Origin of the sequence: Trichormus sp. NMC-1 (assembly GCF_001858025.1) — a bacterium.
In the GTDB taxonomy this organism is placed as follows: Bacteria; Cyanobacteriota; Cyanobacteriia; order Cyanobacteriales; family Nostocaceae; genus Anabaena.
In genome coordinates this window covers 442,418-464,917 of sequence record NZ_LZQD01000003.1, presented here as the reverse complement: position 1 = coordinate 464,917, position 22,500 = coordinate 442,418, and the positions used below count along the sequence as shown (strand labels likewise).

Below are 22,500 nucleotides of genomic sequence, written 5' to 3'. Positions count from 1 at the left end.
AAAATAAAGGCTTTTCGAGTCAGTTTTGAGAATTTTGATAAAATCTCACTTCTCTCTATTCTTCATTTCATAAGCATTCTAACTCCTGACTCCTGACTCCTGACTCCTGACTCCTGACTCCTGACTCCTGACTCCTGACTCCTGACTCCTGACTCCTGACTCCTGACTCCTGACTCCTGACTCCTGACTCCTGACTCCTGACTCCTGACTCCTGACTCCTGACTCCTGACTCCTGACTCCTGACTCCTGACTCCTGACTCCTGACTCCTGACTCCTGACTCCTGACTCCTGACTCCTGACTCCTGACTCCTGACTCCTGACTCCTGACTCCTGACTCCTGACTCCTGACTCCTGACTCCTGACTCCTGACTCCTGACTCCTGACTCCTGACTCCTGACTCCTGACTCCTGACTCCTGACTCCTGACTCCTGACTCCTGACTCCTGACTCCTGACTCCTGAATTCTTAAATTAAAACCAGCCTTCTTGTTCAAGGGTTTCAATTAATTGCAAACCACGAGGATCGCCCACTCCTAAAAGTGATGCTTTTGCGTCTTCTCGTACTCCTAAATCTTTGTCTTCGGCAAAGGCTTGAATTAAGGCATCAATGGCTGTGGCATAAACTACATTAGAAGGAAGTTCTTTGCACAGTTGACCAATTGTCCAAGCGCTGTTACTCCGCACTGCGGCGATGGGATCTTGAACTAGGGCTTCAATTAGGGCGGGAATTGCGCCCACTACTGCCTCATAACTGACTCCTGCCATCTGTGCTAGGGCGCTTGCTGCCCAGAGACGCACGGCGGAAATATCGGTTCTTAAAGCGTCGGTGAGAGGGACTAAAGAACGGCGATCGCGGCAATTTCCTAAAGCCCAAACTATGCCTTTTCGCACATAGCCATTAAAATCGCGGTTAAGTTGAGTAATTAATGGCTCAACTGCATCCTTGCGGGGATTACGTCCGATGCCATAGGCTGCACTGACTCGCACGAGGGGACAGTTATCGGTTAGTAAGCGAATTAAATGGGGAATGGCTCTTTGATCTTGAATATCACAGAAAGCACGCGCAGCTAACATCCGTTGCTGGGACTGGGGATTTTCCAGGAGTGCCAGCATTAATTCAGGATCAGGTCTTACCACTTCTGATTCAGCAGTAAGTGGCTCTATATGGTCTAGGGGGCTTTCTAGCTCCACCCCGGCATCAAGTAGGCTTAGGTCGTCTTCGTCGTACATAATTTTTCTATTTTCTATCCCTACTAGGGATCAACTGATAACCCCCTATACCAGCCAGAAAAACCCTGATAGATATTTAGTTATCTCATTCTACAGGTTAACGGAGAGATTTTATCATCCACAGGGATTGTGTTTGATAACCAAGCTGATGATAAAGCTGTAATGCTGGTGTGTTCGACTGAAATACTTGCAGTCCGATTTGGCGATTACCCCTTTGTTTTGCCCAATTTTCTACATGGTTCATTAAGGCTGTACCGATACCTTTGCGGCGATGTTCTGGGGCTACATAGAGGATAAAAATGTGAGGATGGCGATCGCCCTGTAATTGGTCTATGGCATTACCCACCCAGAGGCAGGCTATGGGGGCGGGGTGCGGAGGTGAAAATTGCCCGCTCCCGCTCCCTGCTCCCTGCTCCCTTGCTTCTTCATTGACCCACCATAACGGGGTGTCAGTGGAGAAATATTGTTCAACTGTAAGGGCGAGGTGGGAAAAATCTTGATGAGGGAACATCTCCTCATAAGTCCGCTGCATAAACTTGACGAGGAGGGCGCGATCTACGGTGGAGCCTCGGCGAATGTTGTAGCCGGGTACAGAAAATTTTAAGTTCAAAATTCTCAATTAGGGAGATGGGGAGACGCTCAAGACGCGGGGACGCGGGGATGGGGAGACACGGGGACTCGGTGACGCGGTGAAAATGAAGAATAACTTAATTACCTATTCCCAATGACCAATGACCAATGACCAATGACCATCCCAATTGGTGCGGGTGCTGCCATATCGGAGGGTAAAAAGATGCGAGCGCTGACTGCCACTAAAGCAAAGGTAAATATCAGCACTGCGAGCAAAGGAGCGATGTATTGACGAAATATAGCCATAAACAAGTTCACAATTCACAATTTTAAAAGCTGACAGTTTTAACGCTGATCACGATCCAAATCATCCAGTACTCTTTCACAATACCAATTTTCTGGCATACCAGGATAATTCTGCTTGGCCTGCTCTATTAACCTTTCGGCAGCGGCAACATCACCAGATAATCTGGCAATTAGTCTGTTTTTCAAATAATTACCGGTGATTTCTTCGTCTACTTGGTTGGGGATGCTGCCTTTGAATGACTGTGATGGCTCTTGCCGTAACTGCCAAAATAAGACGTAATAGAGTGTGCCAAAAATTAAAATTAGGCTGATTGTGCCTAGGAGAGTGAGGAGGTTAAACCCTAGAAATCCTAGAACTAACTGGGAGAGTACGTAGCCCAGTAATAAACCTGTGACGATGAGGACGAATGTACCGACAAGAATAACTACTTGGTTCCCCATATATCCTCTTCTTCTTCTAGTCCTGGTCTGGTTGCTGCCATTGGTTTGGGATTCCAGGGGGCAAACAATGGTAACAGGAGAAGTCCTGGTACAGCAGCAAAGATACTAATTACGAAAAATAACGGCCAACCTGTACTTTTTGCTAAGGAACCTGCTGGCGCAACTAGAATATCACGACTTACGGCCATAAAACTAGAAAGTAAAGCATACTGAGTAGCGGAATAACGCGGATTACACATATTCATCAAAAAGGCAACAAAGGCGGCTGTTCCTAACCCAGCACAAAAGTTTTCTATATTAATTGTCAGTACGAGAACCTGATAATTTTTTCCCACTTGTGCAAGTATAAGATAAGCTAAGTTGCTAACTGCTTGCAAAGCACCAAATACCCAAAGTGAACGATTCAGTCCAATTTTACTCAAAAATGCTCCACCTGCAAGTGTGCCGACTATTGTTGCTATCAGTCCCATTCCGCCTTGAATTGCCCCAATGTCGGTTTGTGTGAAGCCTGTTTGCAGTAAAAACGGCGTGGACATATTGTTGACAAAGGAATCGCCGAGTTTATAAAGGACGATAAATAACAGAGTTAGTAGGGCTTGAACTACGCCTTGACGTTGAATAAATTCCCCAAAGGGAAGGATAACGGCATCGGTTAAGGACGCTGGTGGATTGACTTCTTTTGGTTCTGGTGCAAAGAGGGTGGCAATAATGCCTAGTGCCATGCCGACTGACATTAATAGATATACTGATGACCAAGCTATTCTATCGGCGAGAATCAGGGCTAATGATCCTGTGAGTAGTAGGGCGATGCGATAACCTAGGACGAATACTGCTGCACCTGCGCCCATTTCTAGTGGTTCGAGAACGTCGGTGCGGTAGGCATCAGCGGCGATGTCTTGGGTGGCACTTAGGAAGGCGATCGCAACGGCGTTGATGGCTAACAGTTGTAGGGCTTGTTTGGGCTGTTGTAATGCCATGCAAGCGATCGCTATTAGTAACCCAATTTGAATTGTAATTAACCAACCCCGTCTTCTGCCCAAAAATGGCAACGTAAACCAGTCTAACAGAGGCGACCAGAGAAATTTTAGCGAATATGGCACACCTACGAGACTAAATAAGCCAATGGCGGTTAAATCTACCTTTTCAACGGTCATCCAAGCTTGTAAGGTCTTGCTGGTCAAAAACAAGGGCAACCCGGATGAAAAACCTAGTAATATCAAGGCAGCCATTTTCCGGCTACCGAAAACTTGCAGTAGCGATTGCACTGGATTCATTAGTTTAAATTTCCTTCTCACCTAAGAGAGTTGCAGTTATCTTGCCATATTGGCTATGTTTTTTCCTGCCTACACGCCAATTGGTATTGCAAAATCAAGATTGTATGTTCTTTGTGGCTAGTTGAATTAAATCTTCAATTTTCTTGATATTCTGATCGCCGGCTAGGTAGCCAATTCCACGATGTAAATGTAGGCGAAATTGCGTAATTAAAGTTTCTCTATCTGTATCATATCCGTCGTTGTAGCAGCGTTGTTTGAGGGCTAAAAGTAAAATATCGGATATTTCCCCACCGAAAACGCGCCATGTCAGTTCGACGTTGCTATCTTGGGGGATAGGTACGGGTGAGGGTGGGGTAATTTCTGCGAGGGAACGACAAAACGCCCACCGACATAATATGTTCCATTGGTCGATTTTTGTGCTGCGTTTGAGTTTGAGTAGTTGTTCTTTGGCTGTTTGGGAAAGTTTAATACGTTCTATTGGTGATTCCATAATTTCGATAATGATGAAGTTAGATCCCCGACTTCTTAAAGAAGTCGGGGATCTGAAAGTATTGCACAAGTTACCAAAAATAACCGGGTTTTATTGTGGTTTCTCTTTTGTTGGAGTTGTATTGGAGTAGGTATTCGCGGGCTATTGCTTCGGTTTCTTTGAGGTTTTGATATTCTTTTTTTGCTATTTCGGTGTCGGTGGAAAGGAGGATTACTTGATGGCTGGCTGAGGGGAAGTATCTTTCTACTAGGTTGTTGCGGTGTGAGGAGTCAAGTCTTCCGAGGGGGGTGTCTATGGCTACGGGTAAGCGTCTTCCTGATACTTTGGCTAATCCCCACAAAAATGCGATCGCTAATAGTTGTTTTTCACCAGCAGAAAGGCGATGTTTGGGGACTGGTTTCCCGGTTAAATCATATAATGATAAGCCGAATGTTTTACTGTCAATAGCTATGCGATGTACTAAATCAGATTTATGTAATAAATATAGAAAACAGTTTTTTACTTCTTCTTCTAATTTATTCAATTTCCTCAAAGTCAATCTTTCTCGAAACACTTTTAATGTTTGTTGAACTTTTAAGGCTGAATCAATAATGTGTTCACTATTTTGATATTTGAGATTGTCTACTGTATATTCATTTAGTTCTTGTCTCAATTTTTTGGTTTCTGTGTCTAATTCTATCAGTTTTTGATTCATTATATCCGACTGAGATTTAAGTTTATTAAATTCAGTTTGTGCTTCTTTTACTGCTTTTTGTAGTTTTGTATATTCTTCGGGTGCAGCCGCAGTTTGTACTTGTCTTTCTAAGGTGAGTATTTCTTCTTCATAATTATTTAATTCATCTAACTGCTTTTGGGCTGTATTTTGGGAAATTTGCAAACGATAAGTTGTATTGTCAAGTAAACTTAAACTTTCTTCATCTCCATTTAACCAAGTATTTTCTGTTGATAAATTCTTGGTATATAAGTTATTGATATCTTCAGCTAGAAAAGATTGAATATTAGTAACTTTATTAGATTCTAGATTTAATTGTTGTAGCCAATTTAATAATCTTTCATCTCTGGCTATTAATACATCTTTAGCTAATTGGATTTGTTGAGTTTTCAGTTCTTTATCTCCCTGTCGTTGGACTTGCGATAATAAAGGACTAATTAAGGCTAAAGGTAAAACATCAGCAGCTAGTTCACACAAGGATTCACGGACGTTATTCGCAACTTTAATTTTTTCTTCTTTTTGTTGTTCTAATTGGCTACGTTCAGCGGCAATTTTACCACCTTCATTCACAAATCTATCTAAAGCTTCTTCATGGATTTTTTCTAATTCTGTAACTTGAATATTTATATCTTCTAGTTTTATTTGATTGTTTTCGTATTCTGCTTGTTTTTCCTGGATTCGGGTTTCGATTTCTTCTAATTTGGCTAAATCTTTTGTATCTGCAAATTCTCGTTTTTTGCGATTTACTAAAATCTCTAAATCAATTGCTAATTTATCGGCTAATTCTAAACCCAAAAGTCCATTAATTGCATCAACAACTATGGGCGGTGGTATTTCCTGTTCTGCAAGTTCTTTAACTTGTTCACCGTCGAAGAGAAATAAGTTGGAAATACCTAAAGGTAAGATATTTTCTATATATTCATCCCAGATATTTGCTAATGAATCAATTGGCCAGGTTTCATCATCTCCTAATATTCCTAAATGGTCTTTACCGTCTTTAGGATTTTTTTCCCATGTCCGCACTACCCGATATTTTATTGGTTTGTCTTCTTCAATATGTTCAAAAACTAATTCAATTCTGGTTTTTTCTGTAGGGGTGCTTTTACTATTTACACATTGGGTTAAAAAGTCACTATAACTCAGATTTCCTCTGGTTGAACATTGTGCGCGTTGTCCATATAATGCGAGGCGAATGGCATCCATAAGGGTGGTTTTTCCGCCGCCGTTCATTCCTCCTAAAAGGATAATTGGACGGGCGTTATCTTCGTCAATTTGGGGGTTGAGGTTGATGATTTGTTTACCAGCATAAGGACCGAAGTTTTGCAGGACTAATTCTAGAAATATCATGGTTTTTAATAATGTTGGTTTATAGAATATGGGGCAAATGATACCGGGCGAATGGAATTCGCGTCTACACAGGCAAAACCCACCTTCGTGGGTTCAATTTATTGATTTTTTCTTAGTCCACGTTCGCGTAGCGTTCCGAAGGAAGAGGTGGACTTTGTTTGTGTAGCCGCGATTTTCAATCGCCGGGTCTTTATTGTTTGTATCACCGCGATTTCTAATCACCGGGGCTTTTTTTCGTTTCCGGGGGTAGTTCCCATGTAGGAATAAGTGATTTTTGTTGATGGTGTGTTTGTTGGTTTCTGATGTAATTGACTACAGTATCTATGGCATCATAACTGACTGTAAATGCACCATAACTTCCTTGCCATTTAAAAAATTCTTTGGGTTTAATTTCATGATTAACAAAATGAGAAGAACTACCTTTTGCTTGTTTGATAACTTCCGATACGCTGACGGTTGTGGGAAATCCTGTTAAAAGATGAACATGATCCTCAATTCCCCCAATGGCAATTACCGTACATTTTAATTCCTCACACTCTTTAATAATTGCTGCATAAACTAATTGCTGAATTTCTGGTGTAATTAATGGCAATCTATCCCATGTTACCCAAACATAATGTAAATACAATTGTGTGAAATTTTCCCTCATATATTTTCTAATCCGTAAAACTTGATATTTTCTGAACCCGCGAAGGCGGGTTTCGCCCGTGTAGACGCGTTCGCCCTTGGCGTTGCGAAGCAATATTCTATTCGCCCGTTATTCCATTCGCCCTTTATTCCCCATTATTATCCTTTTGTGTATATTTGAAGTTAGCCCAGGTCTGAGGTTTAGCCTCTTGTTTGTCGGCGGTATCTCCTAAGCTTAATTGTTTGAACTTTTCCCGAATTGTGGCAACATCTCCTTCTAATGCTGCTTGTCTTAAATCCCGTTTTAAATGGGCATTTTTAATGGCTTGTTCTGGAGAACGGGAACTTGTATCAAAGCATTTTTCTAGGCTTTCGTAGATACCTACACGGCGGGTTTTTTTCTTGAATTGTCTTTCTGTATCTAATAGTCTGGCCATTAATTCTAAGTGCATTCCGTCACCGTCACAGATTTCTTCTAATACTCCCCATTCATCACTACCAAGTATGCTTTGATCTGCACCAGGACGGGAGTCTTTAAAGACTTCTCCTGTCACTTCTTCATATATTTGGGGTAAACTATCATCAAATTCGTGTTTATCTTCTAACCATATTCGGCGGATAGCACTCAATTCTTCTAGAGTAATTAGAGTAATATCACCCATATCTTTAGGTGCTGTTTGACGGACTTGTGTTTGCGCTGTTAATACTCGTTTTAGCCAATGTTCTCGCCAATATTTTGTATAGGGACCATGTATAGGTTCAACAGATGTTTCACCATTTACATTACGTTCAAATAATTGAACTTCTCCCCAAATACGACGAAAATCCCTTTTACTTCTGTCATCTTTAATATCTAAGTCATTGCGAATATCTAATAGAGGCTGCATCCATTCTTTTTCTTCATCATTTTGGATCATTGCCTCCATTGATTTATCTTTACTAACAATTGTGCATACCCAGCAACCAAATCGAGAATCGCCACAGCTAGGTGTAGAAGTATCAACTACTAGGGGGCATTCATTATCTGCGGTTGCACCTCGATACATTACGAATAAATCTTTATTGCTATATCCCCAAGGATTTTGAAGTTGATTTAGGTAAATCCAAACTTCATCAGTACGCCAATCTTCGATAGGAAGATAAATCATAGAATTAGGTCTATTTGGATTCAAATTCATATGATCACGTATTCGCCATTCTCGATGTTTAGCCATCGTAATAGAACGTTTAATACTTTCAGATTTCCGAGTACCCAATACAAGAATGACTTCACCGTTAGTTTGAATTACTTCCCGAATAAAGCTGTCAGTGGGTTTAATTTTTAATCTGTCGGTACACCAACGCATACGATTACGTGGTGCTGGATAGCCTTTACCTATTAAGTTCACCCAAAAGGTATCTTTAATTGCTGGATAAAGTAGATGGGCTTGAATTGGCATTCCTTGTTCTTCAGCGGCAACTCTCATCCGTTCTAAAGAGTTGCGTACCCAAACAGAGACTACAGGGTTTTCTACTAATGTATCTGTTGTAATTACATGAATTGGCTTAGTTTTTTTTTCCGGTGGGAGTTCAGCGATCGCATTCCAAATAAGCTGTAAAGTAGCAGTGCTGTCTTTTCCACCTGAATAGCCTACTACCCAAGGTATCTCATCTAAACAATACAATTCTTGAATTTCTGTAGAGAGAACTTGGATATACTCCACTAACTCTGCTACAGTACGATTCGGCTGATTTTTATTTTCTGGCTGTTGTGCTGTAGTCATTTTTCCCCACCTACGTATATATGGACTTAAACTCAATACTTCCCTGCGGGGGAAATTATCTGGTATATAAATAAACTTAACTACGGATGCAATATATTTTTAAAAATTGCATCCTTAGTATCCATTTTTTTTGACAATAAAGCAAGAGTTAGTTACTAAGTTTTCAAAAAGCAATATGAATGATAGTACAAACACACTAAATGATCAACTCGCTAACGAGTATTTAGAACGGGAAAATAAGGATAAACAGGTATTAGCTTTGCTGCTAGAGAGGTTTTTAGAGAAGAAAGACCAAATTCTTGTCCAAAAGACTGAAATGGGTGGTACTGAGGCTTATGTAGGTTCTGTGACATTGGAATGGTTCGCGGGACGGGTACATTTTGCGTCTGGTTTACCCCTGCTGCAAAAAAAGTACAACCCAGAGACAGAGAATATTGAAATTGACGCTGATAGTATTGATGAAATTCAACAACGTCCTGTTGATTGGTCGCGTCAAGCCCCGTTAGTACAGTATTTAGCAGCGAGAAAAAACCATAAATTTCCGGCTGTGTTGGTGGTAATTAATCAACCTTGGGTGGATAACCCCAAAGCAGCGGAGTGGGATAGTCAAGGACGGGCTAAAAAAGCGACTACTGATTTTATACCTTTAGATAAAGATGGTAAAGTTGGTTTACTGAATATTTCTGAAGAAAATGTGACAATTTATGCTTTAGATGGTCAGCATAGATTAATGGGTGTACAAGGTTTAATGGAGTTAATTAAATCTGGTAAACTCCAACGTTATAAAAAAGATAAAACTGCTGATGAAAGTTTTATTACTTTGTCTGATTTGATTGAGAAATATCAAGTAGAACCTGCTTATTTACAAAATTTACGCCAAGAAAAGATTGGGATTGAATTTATTTGTGCGGTGAATACTGGGGAAACTCACACAGAAGCAAAACGACGGGTAAGATCAATTTTTGTTCATGTCAATTTAATGGCTGCACCTTTAACTAAAGGTCAGTTAGCACAATTAAATGAAGATGATGGTTTTGCTATTGTAGCGCGAAAAATTGCGGTGACACATCCACTTTTAGAACAAAAACCAAATCGCAATCCCCGTGTTAATTGGAATAGTGCCACAGTCGCCGCTAATTCTACAGTTTTAACGACGCTGCAAGCCTTACAAGATATGTCTGAAAGGTATTTGGGGCAAAAGTTCCCCCATTGGAAACCTTTGGAAAAAGGGTTAATTCCCATGCGTCCAGAAAATGAAGAAATTCAGGAAGGAATTGCTGATTTTAAGCTACTTTTTGATAATTTAGCTAATCTTCCCAGTTATAAAATATTGGAACACGAAGAGACAACTGCTTTGCGTCGCTTCTATTTTGAAAAAGATGGTGGTGAGGGAAATATGTTATTTCGTCCAGTTTCTCAAGTTGCTTTAGCGCAAGCTTTGGGAACTTTGGTATTTAAAAAAGGTTTTGCTTTGATGGATGTTTTTAAGAAGTTGGAGAAATTTGACCGTCAAGGGGGTTTTAGCGGTATGGAATATCCTCAATCTTTATGGTATGGGGTTCTCTATGATCCAAATAAAAAGCGGGTACAGGTAGCAGGAAAAGATTTAGCTGTGAAGTTATTAATTTACATTTTGGGGGGAATGACTGAAAAAATGGAAGTTACTGCTTTACGTAAAGCCTTAGCTAATGCTAGGACTATTGAAGAACAAACCATAAGTTTTGATGGTAAGTTTGTCAAACCCCAGGATGTAGGACTTCCAGTTATTATATAATGGCTAATTATGGCTGAAATATATGATCACGATGCCATTGTAAAGCTTCAATATCTGGAAAATATTTTTCTACTTTAGGTAATATGAGTATTTCTCCATGAAATTCCGTCATTGTTTTAGCATGGGGAGATACTTCTTCTAATTCTTTACTAACGATAATTTTGTATTTATCATCAACAGCAAACCAACCTCTATCAAAAGCCCAATGATGATTTTTACAAAGTGCTATTCCGTTATGTATTCTACTGTCATAAAATGCAGAAAATGGCTTTATATGTGCGCCGTCAACAATATTTTGATTACCAATTTTAGTAACTTTTAACCCACAAAAAGCGCATTGACAATCATATACAGAAACAACGGCTTTTCTAAAGAAAGCATTTCTAATTAGGGTTTTTTTTAAACTCCATTTAGGAATAGTTTTTAATGTATCTGTTGATTCGGTTATAGTTTCTTGTTCTAAGGATTCATTTTGAAAATTTTCATTAATTTTTAAAATTTCTCCTATCTCATTTTCATCAGATGAAAGCCAACTTGATACAAGTGCATCAATTAATTCTTTTCTGGTACTTTCATCTTGTATTAAACTAAAAAGTTCGTCATCCAGAAAGGCGTAGTTAACATCATCTCTAATTTTAGGAATTGATTGAGGACGGCCACCCTCATATTCAGAACTATACTTGAGATGCCAATACTTTTTAAATGTCTCAATTAAGTCATCCGAAATATAAATATTTTTATCTGTTATTACATTTTGCGTAATTAAATCAATTACGGACAAAAGTAATATTGGCTTATTTAGTGCATCACCTTTTTTCTGAGTTTTATATACTTTAAGATTAGAAAAACATTCACAATAATAAGCTAAATTTTTCTGATTGTATGATTGTTCTACTTTACTCATTTTTACCTGTTACCTATTACTACGAGGATATAAATCTTCTTAAATCATAATCTTCACCTTCAAATTTTTCATTAAACCTTTCAGAATTGAGAAATAATAAAATTCTATCAGAATAATCTACTGCACCTCGAATTTCTACTTCTAATATTTCTAAACCACCATTAGCATACTCTTCAAATATATGATTACGCTTTTCATTGTTATTACCATCTTGAAAAGATAAAATTCCTATATCTTCAGTTTCAATAAGTCCTAAAAGATTTATTACCGTATCATAGCCTCTAACAATAAATTGTTCTTGAGGAATTGGTGATGGTTCACGTTTAGAAATTTCCCACAAAGGAACACGCTTTTTATACTTTACACCCAAAGCAGCAGCAAAAACAATCACATCAGCAAAAGTCTGAAAAGGACCAGTTCCCCCATCAGCAGAAGTTAAACTTTTCACTAACTCAGCTTTATCCTTAGCAACCCTAATTCTACCAGTTTCCGCCATAATTGTAAAACATACACCCTAAATATATTAAACCAAACCTAACTCACTAATACCACATTATTACATTCTTCTTTGCGTCTTTGCTCCTTAGCGTCTACCCTTCGGGATCTCTAAGAGAGATTGCGCGAAACAAAAAATCAAAAAACATCCTCATAAACCAGAGAAAGAGGAAAAGTAAAATCAACACTAACTAAATGTACCTCATCACCCTCAACAAAAGGATGTAACTCCCATAAACCCCTATCATTTAAACGAAAACAATCCAAACCGATTTTATCAGCACTAATTAAAACATATTCTTGCAAAGATTCAATCCGTCTATATAGCTGAAACTTTCCCCCCCTATCATAAGCTTCCGTACTCGGAGAAAGCACCTCAACAATTAAACTAGGAAATTGAATAAACTTAATTGCTTTTTTATCCCGTTCATCACAACTTACCATGACATCTGGATAAGTAAACGGACCATTTTCCGATATACCTACTTTAGCATCTGCCATAAAAGGACGACAATTACCACCCCGCAAATGATTTTTTAATGCAGAAGCTAAATTTAAAGCAATAGTAGTATGAGGAATAGTTCCCCCAGTCATAGCAAAAACTTCACCATTGATATATTCATGTTTAATATCTTGCTGTTCCTCCCACTCCAAATACTCCAAAGGACTCATATAACTTTTATCAGAACTAGCAACCATAACTTTTTAACTCCTGATTTTGCGTTAAAAAAATTAATAATGTTGGGTTTCCTTGCGTCAACCCAACCTACTGAAATTATCCCTCAGTTTTCACAGTCAAAACCTGCGGAGGAGTAGAATCAGGAGGATACAAAAAATCAACCTGAACCCGTCTTTTTGTACCCCCCGCTAACCGCAACCTTACCAAAACTTCCCCAGGTTGTCCTCGACGCTGAACCAAATGCACATAGCGCGTTTTTTCCCCACCATTATCATCTGTATAACGGACCCGCACAGTCCCCCGAAAAAATATTTGTTCCACTGGTGGCTTCAAAAACAACAATCTATCAGTACCACCTTCATCCTTAAGAGGGGTTTGGATTGATACAGCTACAGTTCGGGTTTGACTACTAGAATTATGTAAAGGTAACGTCAGATTATATTCTACACCGTAGTTACTATGGGCAAAATACGCCGTATCAGGATAGCGTCTGAGCATGGACGCACTCTGTATTTGTCCCGTACTGAGTGTAATTAAATGTACCGTTCCTAAAGGATAAGAAATAGCCTTTCCTCGTTGAGGTAAAGTTAAATTAGGGACATTTGCATGATCTGTAATATTTGCTTCCCATTTTGTCCCCTGAGAAACACCAGCAACACGACTAAATACAGTTGGTTCTCTGGGAGGATCTAAAGGCGTAGGAATAGGGTCACGCTTTCCTGCTAAACTGCCATTATCTAATAGCTGTAGCCATTCTACAATAGTTGGAGGGCGATCGCTCCTCTTGGCTAAATTTGCCATAAAAATCGGTTTATTGCTACTCAACCGCATCATCACTGTGCGACCATTAGAAGAAGGTGCTTGAACCCCAATTGGTAAATTCGCTAAAATTTGACTTTCCCCTGGTTTTATCACCAATTTATCAGGAAATATCTGTTGCTTAACCCCTCGCAAGACATCATTCATAGTCCGACTACCAGGACCAGCATAAACCGTACCTTGGGGATTATCTACCATATCCGGTAGATTAATAAAAGGTGCTTCCCGTGACAGATAACTAGCAGCTTGTAAAACTTCCAAAGTCACCGCTTCATTACCTGGATTATGAACAATAATTCCCTGATAAACAGTCCGATTTTGAGACGTAGTTTCGGCTCTAATAATGTGATGAGAAAATACATCAAATCTACCTTGAAAAAGATAATTTAAATGCGCTTCTTTGCTCTTTTTCCCTACAGGAGAAAACGTAGAAAGTAAAATTCCATCAGTATCCACAAGTTCAGGACTATTACTATTAAAAGTAGGAAGAGAATCAAGTTTTCCTGGTAAAGCGCGTACCTCTTGGGGTTGTACTTCCACACCAGCAATATATTGAGGAGGGACAGCATAAATATTTAAAGCTCGACACATTAAAGCAGCAACTTCACCTCTAGTAGCAGTTGCTTGAGGTTTTAACTTTTTGACATCAGGATAATTAACAACAATACTATTAATAGTTCCCGCAGCTATAGAATTTTGAGCATAATTAGGAATTAAATTAGCATCTTCAAAATAACGTTGTAATATCTGCGCGGGGTTAGAGACAGAACTATAATTTTTTCCCCCAGCGACAACACCAATAATTTGCGCTCTGGGAATTGCTTGATTAGGTTGAAAAATATTTCCTGGATAACCAGAGAAAAACCCTTTTTGATAAGCAGTATTAATTGCTTTATATCCCCAATAATTAGGAGATACATCTTTAAATATCACAGAATCGCGTTTTATTGGTGCATTAGGAAAAGCATTCAACATCAAAACTGCTGCTTCTGCGCGGGTAACAATTGCATTAGGACGAAAACTACCATCAGGATAACCAGTTAGTAACTTCCTTTCTCCTAATTGTTGAATACAATCTTTACCCCAATAGCTTTGAGTATCAGAAAAAGCCAAAACACGAGAAGGTAAAAAACTTAAACCAACCACCAACAAACAATTTCTAAATAACATTCTTCCTTTGCGTCCTTTGCGACTTTGCGCGAAACAAATTAACTAAAAATTCCCAACAACCACCGATTAACTTCACCATCATCTTGAGTTAAACTGCGTTGAATAGCTTCCTGAACAGTAGATATTTGCAACCCTGGTAAAACCTTTGACTCCTCAACTCTCCTACTTCCACCATCAATAATTTCAAAAGCAATAATATCATTATTATTAGCATTCATTACCCAATATTCTTTTACCCCCAACCGTTCATAAAGTAACCGCTTAAAACCCAAATCATCATTTACAGACGAAGCAGCAACTTCTATAACTAGAGTTGGTGCTGCTAACTCATTAATATTGACAGGAGAATTATTCAAAGGTGGAAATTTTATTTTGTCACCAATATAAAAAGCTAAATCAGGTTGACATTCAGTTTCACCTATTTTTCTAAAGCTGGTATTAGTAGCTTCAATAATTTGGATATTTTTGAGAGTAGCAAATAAACTCACTACCTTAGAAACAATAGAATTATAACGGCCATGAAGAAAACCAACTGGTAACATTTCTACCCTCATATAATTTTGATAATAATAAAATCTTCCTTGCTGATAATCAGAATGTTCAACAACTTCCATAAACTCATCCCAACTTACCTTTACCCACGTATCAGTAACCAAACCTGAAGAACTAACAACCATTTCTTTCTTCCTTTGCGCCTTTGCGCCTTTGCGTGAGATATATTAATTTCGTTCCACTTCAACAATTTCAGTATATTCAAAACCATTCAAACTCTGTCTTACCAAAGAATATCTTTCCTTCCCCAACTCAATAAAATCCTGTTCACAATTAGGCTTAGAAGAATAATAAACTAACACATATTCCTTCCCAATTTTATCATAAATTTCCTCCTCAACTTCTACCCTCCACTGAGTCTTAGTCACCAAAACAATTAACTGATTTGCTAACTTAGGAATAGTTCGCGCAATGTGACGACGGGAATTAGCATCTAAACTTCCAAAAGGAGAATCCATGACAATAGGAAAAGTGCTACTATCAGGAACCATCATCATTTTTCGCTTCTCACTCCAGTCGCGCACTTTATCAATAATACTAGCAATAAAAGATAAACTGAGAATTTGATTTTCCCCGGTAGAAGCTGCAACTGGTGCTTCAATTCCCGTCGTATTTTCCACCAAACTCAACTCATACTTTTCGCTAATTTTGGGAACATAAGGAGTAAAAGACATATCCGAGAAAATTTCCTGTACTCGCTGTTCCAATTGCAGACGAAACTGGTTTTCTTGACGGTTTTTAACTTCCGATAACCGTTCAATAGCATCTTGAGTAGCATTAATGCGACGCTGTGCTAAAGATTGTTTTTCCTCATTTTGTTTTTGCTTAGATATTTGTTTTATCAAAGCATCAATATCTGTTTTCAGATGTAAAACTTCCTGTTGATTTGCACCTTGTTCTCGATTTAATTCATCAATTTGGGCTTCAATTTCATCAAGACGTTTTTGTAAACTGCTAATTTCCTCATTGGGATCTTTTCGCAGTTGTTCTTGAATACCTGCTAATTCCAGTTCAACTTGATTGAGATTTTCCCTTAACTGTTGAATTCGTGCTTGTTCTCTATCCGCTTCCTCCCAAAAAGAAACTGCTTGTTTATCAATTTCTTCAACTTGTGCGCTCATTCTAATTGCGGTTTCTTCCACTGTTGAAGAACCTGCTTTTTTCATTAAATTCTTGACATGAAAATGAGTATGAGTTCCTTCTCTTAAATCAGCACCACAAATACAACGTCCAGAATTGAGTAAATCATTAACAAATTCCCGCGAAATTCCCGCAGTTAATTCACCTTTTTGTTTTAAATCTGTAAATATTTCCCGAAACTTAGCCGTTGTTTCTGACAACAGAACAGTATAACCCCGTGCGGAAATAACTTTTTTCAAATTTTCCCGTGTTTTCTTCAATTCTTCCCGTAAGCTATCCCTTTGCGATTCTAAATTTTGCTTTCTTTCCTGTAATTCCTTAACAGCACTCAATTCTCGTAATTTATTACTGACTTCTTTTTTAAATGTCTGTTGATGTTCTAATTCTTGATTTATTTCCGTTTGACGTTTATTGATGGTTTCAATTTCCAATTCTTGCTTTTCTTGCTGATTTAATAACTGTTTGGTTTCTGCGTCACCAATATTTTTTAACTCAGTTTCTAAACTCTTTTTAGCGTCTTTCAGGTGTTTGATAGAAAGTTCAATGACTTCCACACCTAAAAAAGTCCTAATTGCTTCTGCAATTTCCGCTTTATTATCAGAACGCACGATTTCTTCAATGCGTTCACCGTCAAAGAAAAAATATTGATGTAAACTTGCTGGTAAAATCTGGGTGATGATTTCTTCAGCTTGCTGAAGGGGAAAATACCATTTTCCGTCATCTCCAGCAACTTGAATTTTTAACTGAGTTTTACCAAGTTCAATAAAATTACTTTCATTTTTATAAACCCGACAAGAACGAGTAGCGCGGTAACGGTTGCTTTCATGTTCCCAACCAACTTCTACTGAACATTCTACAGGATCTCCTGGTTGAGATTCCGCAATTGCGCGTTTATTTACTAACTGTTCTGTTGACGCAAATGCAGCACTAAATTTTTCATATAATACCCAGGTAAACGCATTCAAAATACTGGTTTTACCTGCGCCATTACTACCATAAATCATTGTAGTATTGCGAAGATCTCCACCAGCTAAAGTTATCTCTGGGGTTTTTCCATAAAAGGAACGAAAATTACATAATTTAATTGAAGTTAGCTTCATTGCACTGCTTCCTTCACTATTGTGAGAATATCATCATTAATATGACCTTTGCTCTTTCTATCTAATCTACTTTTCTCTAATTTACATACCTTATCAATTATTTGCTTGACTTCTGGTGGTGCGGTGGTAATTGGTTCTTGTACATCTTCAATATTTGCTTCTGGTATCATTTCCCAACAATAATAGATTTATTTTCTATTTTAACCATTTCTGATACTATTTTTATTTGTCTGTACTCATCCCACTCCACTTTATATAATGGGTTGGGCTACATGGAAGTCTAATTTATTACCTACCTGGCGACTAGAAGTCGCGGCTACACATACAAAACCCATCTATTCCTGCGGAACGCTACGCGAACATGGGTTTCAAATCCTTAATTTTTCGTTAGTCCACGCAGGTGGACTTTGCTTGTGTAGTAGCGACTTCTAGTCGCCCAAAACTTTTAAAAGTATATCAAATTCAAGTTAAAATCGAAATCGTACCCTAGCTTTAGGAAAACTAACCATGACAGTTACTATTGCTAAATGGAGTTTAGACGACTATCATCGTATGATTGAAATTGGCCTTTTAGCTGGTCGTCAAGTTGAACTACTAAATGGAGAAATTATCAACATGGCACCGGAAGGACCAGAACACGCGCAAATTAATACTGACTCGGCTGAATATTTGCGGGAATTACTCGGTTCAAAAGCACTGGTAAGAGATGCAAAACCTATTACAATACCTAATAGCAATTCAGAACCAGAACCAGATTTAGCAATAGTTGAACCACTGCGGGCTATTTATCGCAGTCACCACCCTTATCCAGAAAATATATTTTGGTTAATCGAATATTCTAAAACTACCCTAAGTAAAGATTTAGAGATAAAACGCAAAACTTATGCTGCTGCATTAATTAATGAGTATTGGGTGGTAGACTTAAAAAATCAACAATTAAAAGTGTTTAGAGAACCAATAAATGGTAATTATTCTAGAGAATTAACATTTACTTGCGGTGAAATATCTCCCTTAGCATTTCCAGAAATTAAAATTTATATTCAACGGTTAATACAAGGATTTTAACAACTGGAGTTTAGACTAAATTTGATTTTTAAAGCTACAACCCTTCTGTGACAAAGGTTTTCTATTTTGGATTTCTATCAATCGTAAAAATCATCAAAGCCTTTCTGGATAAGACTTTGGCGTGGCTATCAACTAGAACCGAACGGGTTGGTATTTCTAAGTTAGAATACATAATAGATATTTCTTTTAAAAGGTAAAAAACATCTTTAATCTGTTTTTCTAAAATCAATTCTTCCGCAGGAGATATGATATATGATAGTGTAATCTCATTTGTTGAATGCTGATATTTCTTCCAATCATCAGTTTCTAAGTAATAACAATTATTCTCTTTACTCTTATAAAAAATAATTAATGCAAATAATTTGCCTAGTAACAAATGTAAAGATTGTAAGGTCATAATTAGACAATTTAGGCTTATTCCTATGAAAATCAACAGATTCGCCAGGGCATAAATTTTGACACCTGACTAAATTAATATCCTATTTACCGAGGGTTGTGTCAACCCATCCGAGGGATAAAGGCTTTCATAATCGTCAAATTTTGAATTTAAATGGTTTTGGGGGTTGACTTGCGGCGCTAGGGATGATATTTTTATAATGGGAACGCGTGCCTCTTTAAAAATTTTGCTTATGTCCCATTATATTAATATACCCCAGCCGACAGCTTTTAGCAATACTTTTCTAGAATTTTTTGCGCCGCCAATAAAACATCTGCGGTGATCTGCGGTTCAAATATCCAATAACCCGTATCTTTTTTGTAAAGCCAGTAATTTCATCCTTGCTTCTCCAGCATTATCAGCCAAATCAGCAAACTCAACAAAACGCCGCAATTCTTTCCTTAACAAATTCCGTTCCACCTCAATAGTTTCTCTATCTAAATCTGGCGGTAAAACAATCATATCAAAAATCGTCGCCCTCTCCTTACCAGGGTGAGGACGTAAAACTCGTCCGCGACGTTGGATAAATTGACGGGGATTTCCTGAACTTGATAAAATCACCGCAGTTTGAATAGCCGGAATATCCACACCTTCATCTAAACAGCGAATAGCAACTAAACCTTGTAATTCTCCACTTTCAAATTGACAACGTAAAGTTTCTCTTTCTTCTAAAGAAGTGTGTGCGGTGTAAGTGCTGACTTTATAACCTAATTCTACCCCCAAAATTTTAGAAACAGCTTTGAGTTGACGCAAAGATGAACGTTGTCCGATGTCTTGAGAACCATCACTACAATAAAATAGAGTATGGCTTGTTTCTTTGCGAGTTTCCATTAATTCCCGCAAAGCTATTAACTTATTTTCTGCTGTACCAATTAACCTAGCACGTTGTATTAATAAGGATTTTATATCTTCGTTGTCTTCAAAATCTCCATTATCTCGTTCTCGATATAAAAGAGAACGTCCGATTTTTTTTGTTAACTTAAGATAGGCAATACTTTCAGCCTCCGTTAACTCCACCAAAACTGGATAATAAAGATAATGTACCAAAGCTCCTTGTGCGATCGCATCCTGTAAACTAAACTCAGGTTGGAGAACAGAACCGAAATAATCTAATAAAGATTCTGTTCCCCCATCATCAAAATACCTTTCCGGAGTCGCAGATAAAGCCAGTCGCAAACCTACCTTCCGGGGTAAACTTTCCTCTAACTTAGGTGCGCCTAAATTATGGGCTTCATCACCAATAATTAAAGTTTTAGCCGGAAAATATTTAAGTTGCGACTGAAAACCATCACCAATTAAAGTCGAGTTAGTGGTAATTACCGTCACAAAACCTTGAGAACCTGAACGCAGATTATAAATTTGCGTTGATAGTTGACCTTGCCAACTACGTAAATTCTCGAAAGCCAAAATCGGCTCTAAGTTAAATTTCTCACATTCTCTAGCCCATTGGCTAACAAGATGACGATAGGGACATACCACCAACAAGACTTGTAACCCAATCTGCTGATACAATTCACAAGCAATAGCCAGTGCCGTAATAGTCTTACCACTACCAGTAGCCATTTTTAAAGTCCCCCTGCCATTATTAGCAAACCAGCTAGTAATAGCTTCACGCTGATATCCCCGCAATTGCAGAGATAAAGGCATTTTCGGACATCCCGGTAATGGCTGCTTAACGTGATAACTGCCCTTTTTCTCCCCCACATAAGGTAACTTGAGAGAGAAAGAAGGCAATTTCTGCACTGGTTTTTGCGTCAGATACATAAAGATTGGTAATTGGTAATTGGTAACTAATCATAGGGAAAAAACCGGAGTACTTGTGAATTTAGAATTGATTTGTCTCCATCTCCCCAATCTTTAGTTATAATCTCGCCAAACACCAACTAAAGAACCTTGTACCTGTACTTGCATTGCTGGTACTTCAATGGGATTGTACTTAGGATTTGCCGGTTTGAGAGTCACAAGATCATCATGACGATAAAAACGTTTTAATGTTGTACCATGTCCGTCCACTCTCGCAGCTACAATAGTCCCATTTTTCAACTGATTCGGTTCTGCTACCGGACGCAAGAATACCACATCACCATCAGCAATAAAATCTTCAATCATGCTATCACCAGCAACCCGCAAAGCGTAACTATGGGCAGGTAATGATAAATTAGCCAAGTCTAAATGTTCAACAGCATCCGTAAAAGGTTCAATTAATCCACCAGCAGCAATAGTACCTAAAATTGGCACACCGAGCTTAACAGAACGCAAAACCCGAATCGTTCGCGCCTTACCTTCCTTCCATTCAATATAGCCCTTATTGCGTAAATGCTCCAAACGGCTTTGAATGGGCGCTGGTGACTTCAGGTTCATACCTTGCATCATTTGGCGAATAGAAGGCGAATGCTGATTCATTCGGATATATTCTGTCAACCATTCGTATAATTCTTGTTGAGCTTCTGTTAGCCTTTCCATAATTTTTTCGGGAAGTAATTACAAATGTCTCTAGAACATTAGTACTACAAAAATCTTCCCTTAACAAGATAGAAGTAAAGATTAATGGTAATTGGGGAGGAGGTAATGGGTAATAAATAATGGTGATTGTTATTTCTCTTACCCATTACTGAGAAAACTATTTAGCCCCTAAAATACTAGCCAGTAAAGCTTTTTGAGCGTGTAATCGATTTTCCGCCTGATCCCAAACTTTTGATTGAGAACCTTCGATTACTTCCTCAGTAATTTCTTCACCGCGATGGGCTGGTAAACAGTGTAAAACAATTGCGGCTGGATCTGCAAGACTTAATAATTGCTGAGAAATTTGATAAGGTTGAAAAATGGGGAAACGGTTATCAGCTTCCGCCTCTTGTCCCATACTTGCCCAAACATCAGTGTAAAGTACAGATGCACCTTTGGCAGCTGCTTCGGGGTCATGAGTGAGAACAACTTCAGTTTTATTATTAGCTATTTTCCTAGCTTTTTCCACAATTTCTGCATCTGGTGCATATCCCGAAGGAAAAGCCACCCGCACATTCATTCCCACCAAAGCACAACCCAGTATGAGGGAATTAGCGACATTATTCCCATCACCCACATAAGTCAAAGTTAAACCAGCCAAAGTCCCAAAACATTCTTGAATTGTTAATAAATCAGCTAACACCTGACAAGGATGTTCTAAATCTGTCAGGGCATTAATGACAGGAATCTGGGCATAATTAGCAAAAGTCTCTAACTCCTGCTGGGCAAAAGTGCGAATTGCGAGAATATCCATATAACGCTCCAACACTCTGGCTGTATCCTGAACAGGTTCTCCTCGACTCACCTGAGTCACATTAGGGTTGAGATCGATTACCTGTCCACCCAGTTGGTACATCGCCACTGTAAAGCTCACTCTCGTGCGAGTTGAAGCTTTAGAGAATAACAAACCCAACACTTTATTACACTGCAACTTTAGCTGTTGCGACTTTAGCAGAGTTGCCAATTCCAGAAGTTCTTGCAGTTCTGTGGAACTAAGATCCGCCAGACCTAATAAATCTCGTCCGATCAATGCTGCCATGCTGATGATGTTTAAATAATAATGATCTGTATCTGTGCCTTCACTCAGCCGCCTCAAAAGGGATACA

23 protein-coding genes are annotated in these 22,500 nt (G+C 38.6%); 2 read left to right on the top strand and 21 right to left on the bottom strand.

Going from position 1 to position 22,500, the window contains the following annotated elements; genetic code table 11:
- Positions 1-78: 78 nt before the first annotated feature.
- From A9Y75_RS28485 to dndC, 10 genes are all read right to left on the bottom strand, one after another.
- The gene (locus A9Y75_RS28485; RefSeq protein ID WP_071190043.1) at positions 79-492 is read right to left on the bottom strand and encodes a hypothetical protein; all 414 of its coding nucleotides are present in this window, start codon (positions 490-492) and stop codon (positions 79-81) included.
- Positions 470-1,228: a HEAT repeat domain-containing protein gene (locus A9Y75_RS13365; RefSeq protein WP_071190042.1), complete on the bottom strand. Its 759-nt coding sequence runs from the start codon at positions 1,226-1,228 to the stop codon at positions 470-472. The genes A9Y75_RS28485 and A9Y75_RS13365 overlap by 23 nt, the downstream gene beginning before the upstream one ends.
- Positions 1,229-1,325: 97 nt before the next feature.
- Positions 1,326-1,838 (bottom strand): GNAT family N-acetyltransferase, encoded by a 513-nt coding sequence (locus tag A9Y75_RS13360; protein ID WP_071190041.1) that lies wholly within the window; start codon positions 1,836-1,838, stop codon positions 1,326-1,328.
- Between the two features lie 101 nt (positions 1,839-1,939).
- On the bottom strand, positions 1,940-2,104 hold the full coding sequence (locus A9Y75_RS28480; protein WP_177176177.1) for a hypothetical protein: 165 nt from the start codon (positions 2,102-2,104) through the stop codon (positions 1,940-1,942).
- A 39-nt stretch (positions 2,105-2,143) separates the two neighbouring features.
- The gene (locus A9Y75_RS13355) at positions 2,144-2,545 is read right to left on the bottom strand and encodes an ABC transporter permease (protein WP_071190040.1); all 402 of its coding nucleotides are present in this window, start codon (positions 2,543-2,545) and stop codon (positions 2,144-2,146) included.
- Positions 2,530-3,819 (bottom strand): AmpG family muropeptide MFS transporter, encoded by a 1,290-nt coding sequence (locus tag A9Y75_RS13350; protein ID WP_071190039.1) that lies wholly within the window; start codon positions 3,817-3,819, stop codon positions 2,530-2,532. The genes A9Y75_RS13355 and A9Y75_RS13350 overlap by 16 nt, the downstream gene beginning before the upstream one ends.
- Positions 3,820-3,913: 94 nt before the next feature.
- On the bottom strand, positions 3,914-4,309 hold the full coding sequence (gene dndE / locus A9Y75_RS13345) for a DNA sulfur modification protein DndE (RefSeq protein ID WP_071190038.1): 396 nt from the start codon (positions 4,307-4,309) through the stop codon (positions 3,914-3,916).
- A gap of 70 nt (positions 4,310-4,379) precedes the next feature.
- Complete coding sequence (gene dndD / locus A9Y75_RS13340) at positions 4,380-6,368, bottom strand: DNA sulfur modification protein DndD (RefSeq protein WP_071190037.1); 1,989 nt, start codon at positions 6,366-6,368, stop codon at positions 4,380-4,382.
- A gap of 214 nt (positions 6,369-6,582) precedes the next feature.
- Entirely contained in the window at positions 6,583-7,017 is a 435-nt protein-coding gene (tnpA, locus tag A9Y75_RS13335; RefSeq protein WP_071190036.1) for an IS200/IS605 family transposase, read from the bottom strand.
- Between the two features lie 124 nt (positions 7,018-7,141).
- Entirely contained in the window at positions 7,142-8,758 is a 1,617-nt protein-coding gene (gene dndC / locus A9Y75_RS13330) for a DNA phosphorothioation system sulfurtransferase DndC (RefSeq protein ID WP_071190035.1), read from the bottom strand.
- A gap of 175 nt (positions 8,759-8,933) precedes the next feature.
- On the opposite strand from dndC, the gene A9Y75_RS13325 reads away from it, so the two are divergent.
- Positions 8,934-10,532 carry a DGQHR domain-containing protein gene (locus tag A9Y75_RS13325; protein WP_071190034.1) on the top strand — a complete coding sequence of 533 codons (1,599 nt, stop codon included), beginning with the start codon at positions 8,934-8,936 and terminating at the stop codon, positions 10,530-10,532.
- A 7-nt stretch (positions 10,533-10,539) separates the two neighbouring features.
- Here A9Y75_RS13325 and A9Y75_RS13320 read toward each other — a convergent pair whose 3' ends face one another.
- The 7 genes from A9Y75_RS13320 to A9Y75_RS28475 all read right to left on the bottom strand — a co-directional run bounded on the left by A9Y75_RS13320 (position 10,540) and on the right by A9Y75_RS28475 (position 17,561).
- Positions 10,540-11,436: an HNH endonuclease gene (locus tag A9Y75_RS13320; protein ID WP_071190033.1), complete on the bottom strand. Its 897-nt coding sequence runs from the start codon at positions 11,434-11,436 to the stop codon at positions 10,540-10,542.
- 19 nt (positions 11,437-11,455) lie between these two features.
- On the bottom strand, positions 11,456-11,932 hold the full coding sequence (locus A9Y75_RS13315; RefSeq protein WP_071190032.1) for a DNA phosphorothioation-associated protein 4: 477 nt from the start codon (positions 11,930-11,932) through the stop codon (positions 11,456-11,458).
- 137 nt (positions 11,933-12,069) lie between these two features.
- Complete coding sequence (locus tag A9Y75_RS13310; RefSeq protein WP_071190031.1) at positions 12,070-12,630, bottom strand: Uma2 family endonuclease; 561 nt, start codon at positions 12,628-12,630, stop codon at positions 12,070-12,072.
- Between the two features lie 76 nt (positions 12,631-12,706).
- Entirely contained in the window at positions 12,707-14,599 is a 1,893-nt protein-coding gene (locus tag A9Y75_RS13305; RefSeq protein ID WP_071190030.1) for a DUF3370 family protein, read from the bottom strand.
- Positions 14,600-14,637: 38 nt separating this feature from the next.
- Positions 14,638-15,276, bottom strand: a complete 639-nt coding sequence (locus A9Y75_RS13300; protein WP_071190029.1) for a Uma2 family endonuclease — start codon at positions 15,274-15,276, stop codon at positions 14,638-14,640.
- 42 nt (positions 15,277-15,318) lie between these two features.
- Positions 15,319-17,391, bottom strand: coding sequence for an AAA family ATPase (locus A9Y75_RS13295; RefSeq protein ID WP_071190028.1), 2,073 nt, complete (start codon positions 17,389-17,391; stop codon positions 15,319-15,321).
- The gene (locus A9Y75_RS28475; RefSeq protein WP_177176176.1) at positions 17,388-17,561 is read right to left on the bottom strand and encodes a hypothetical protein; all 174 of its coding nucleotides are present in this window, start codon (positions 17,559-17,561) and stop codon (positions 17,388-17,390) included. The genes A9Y75_RS13295 and A9Y75_RS28475 overlap by 4 nt, the downstream gene beginning before the upstream one ends.
- 337 nt (positions 17,562-17,898) lie before the next feature.
- Between A9Y75_RS28475 and A9Y75_RS13290 the strand changes: the two genes are divergently transcribed.
- Positions 17,899-18,456: a Uma2 family endonuclease gene (locus A9Y75_RS13290; protein WP_071190027.1), complete on the top strand. Its 558-nt coding sequence runs from the start codon at positions 17,899-17,901 to the stop codon at positions 18,454-18,456.
- Positions 18,457-18,517: 61 nt separating this feature from the next.
- Here the strand turns inward: A9Y75_RS13290 and A9Y75_RS13285 are convergent, their stop codons facing one another.
- The 4 genes from A9Y75_RS13285 to argF all read right to left on the bottom strand — a co-directional run bounded on the left by A9Y75_RS13285 (position 18,518) and on the right by argF (position 22,433).
- Positions 18,518-18,853, bottom strand: a complete 336-nt coding sequence (locus A9Y75_RS13285; protein ID WP_071190026.1) for a hypothetical protein — start codon at positions 18,851-18,853, stop codon at positions 18,518-18,520.
- A 330-nt stretch (positions 18,854-19,183) separates the two neighbouring features.
- Positions 19,184-20,656 carry a DNA phosphorothioation system restriction enzyme gene (locus tag A9Y75_RS13280; RefSeq protein ID WP_071190025.1) on the bottom strand — a complete coding sequence of 491 codons (1,473 nt, stop codon included), beginning with the start codon at positions 20,654-20,656 and terminating at the stop codon, positions 19,184-19,186.
- 93 nt (positions 20,657-20,749) lie between these two features.
- The gene (gene lexA / locus A9Y75_RS13275; RefSeq protein ID WP_071190024.1) at positions 20,750-21,355 is read right to left on the bottom strand and encodes a transcriptional repressor LexA; all 606 of its coding nucleotides are present in this window, start codon (positions 21,353-21,355) and stop codon (positions 20,750-20,752) included.
- 157 nt (positions 21,356-21,512) lie between these two features.
- Positions 21,513-22,433, bottom strand: coding sequence for an ornithine carbamoyltransferase (gene argF, locus A9Y75_RS13270; protein WP_071190023.1), 921 nt, complete (start codon positions 22,431-22,433; stop codon positions 21,513-21,515).
- Between the last annotated feature and the right edge of the window lie 67 nt (positions 22,434-22,500).

What these genes read in the sequence shown, in the direction of transcription:
- argF (WP_071190023.1), bottom strand. Translation starts at nt 22,433, where the DNA reads ATGGCAGCATTGATCGGACGAGATTTATTAGGTCTGGCGGATCTTAGT.
- dndE (WP_071190038.1), bottom strand. Translation starts at nt 4,309, where the DNA reads ATGGAATCACCAATAGAACGTATTAAACTTTCCCAAACAGCCAAAGAA.
- A9Y75_RS13300 (WP_071190029.1), bottom strand. Translation starts at nt 15,276, where the DNA reads ATGGTTGTTAGTTCTTCAGGTTTGGTTACTGATACGTGGGTAAAGGTA.
- A9Y75_RS28475 (WP_177176176.1), bottom strand. Translation starts at nt 17,561, where the DNA reads ATGATACCAGAAGCAAATATTGAAGATGTACAAGAACCAATTACCACC.
- A9Y75_RS13280 (WP_071190025.1), bottom strand. Translation starts at nt 20,656, where the DNA reads ATGTATCTGACGCAAAAACCAGTGCAGAAATTGCCTTCTTTCTCTCTC.
- dndD (WP_071190037.1), bottom strand. Translation starts at nt 6,368, where the DNA reads ATGATATTTCTAGAATTAGTCCTGCAAAACTTCGGTCCTTATGCTGGT.
- lexA (WP_071190024.1), bottom strand. Translation starts at nt 21,355, where the DNA reads ATGGAAAGGCTAACAGAAGCTCAACAAGAATTATACGAATGGTTGACA.
- A9Y75_RS13305 (WP_071190030.1), bottom strand. Translation starts at nt 14,599, where the DNA reads ATGTTATTTAGAAATTGTTTGTTGGTGGTTGGTTTAAGTTTTTTACCT.
- A9Y75_RS13310 (WP_071190031.1), bottom strand. Translation starts at nt 12,630, where the DNA reads ATGGTTGCTAGTTCTGATAAAAGTTATATGAGTCCTTTGGAGTATTTG.
- dndC (WP_071190035.1), bottom strand. Translation starts at nt 8,758, where the DNA reads ATGACTACAGCACAACAGCCAGAAAATAAAAATCAGCCGAATCGTACT.
- A9Y75_RS13350 (WP_071190039.1), bottom strand. Translation starts at nt 3,819, where the DNA reads ATGAATCCAGTGCAATCGCTACTGCAAGTTTTCGGTAGCCGGAAAATG.
- tnpA (WP_071190036.1), bottom strand. Translation starts at nt 7,017, where the DNA reads ATGAGGGAAAATTTCACACAATTGTATTTACATTATGTTTGGGTAACA.
- A9Y75_RS13320 (WP_071190033.1), bottom strand. Translation starts at nt 11,436, where the DNA reads ATGAGTAAAGTAGAACAATCATACAATCAGAAAAATTTAGCTTATTAT.
- A9Y75_RS13325 (WP_071190034.1), top strand. Translation starts at nt 8,934, where the DNA reads ATGAATGATAGTACAAACACACTAAATGATCAACTCGCTAACGAGTAT.
- A9Y75_RS28480 (WP_177176177.1), bottom strand. Translation starts at nt 2,104, where the DNA reads ATGGCTATATTTCGTCAATACATCGCTCCTTTGCTCGCAGTGCTGATA.
- A9Y75_RS13355 (WP_071190040.1), bottom strand. Translation starts at nt 2,545, where the DNA reads ATGGGGAACCAAGTAGTTATTCTTGTCGGTACATTCGTCCTCATCGTC.
- A9Y75_RS13365 (WP_071190042.1), bottom strand. Translation starts at nt 1,228, where the DNA reads ATGTACGACGAAGACGACCTAAGCCTACTTGATGCCGGGGTGGAGCTA.
- A9Y75_RS13315 (WP_071190032.1), bottom strand. Translation starts at nt 11,932, where the DNA reads ATGGCGGAAACTGGTAGAATTAGGGTTGCTAAGGATAAAGCTGAGTTA.
- A9Y75_RS13295 (WP_071190028.1), bottom strand. Translation starts at nt 17,391, where the DNA reads ATGAAGCTAACTTCAATTAAATTATGTAATTTTCGTTCCTTTTATGGA.
- A9Y75_RS13290 (WP_071190027.1), top strand. Translation starts at nt 17,899, where the DNA reads ATGACAGTTACTATTGCTAAATGGAGTTTAGACGACTATCATCGTATG.
- A9Y75_RS13285 (WP_071190026.1), bottom strand. Translation starts at nt 18,853, where the DNA reads ATGACCTTACAATCTTTACATTTGTTACTAGGCAAATTATTTGCATTA.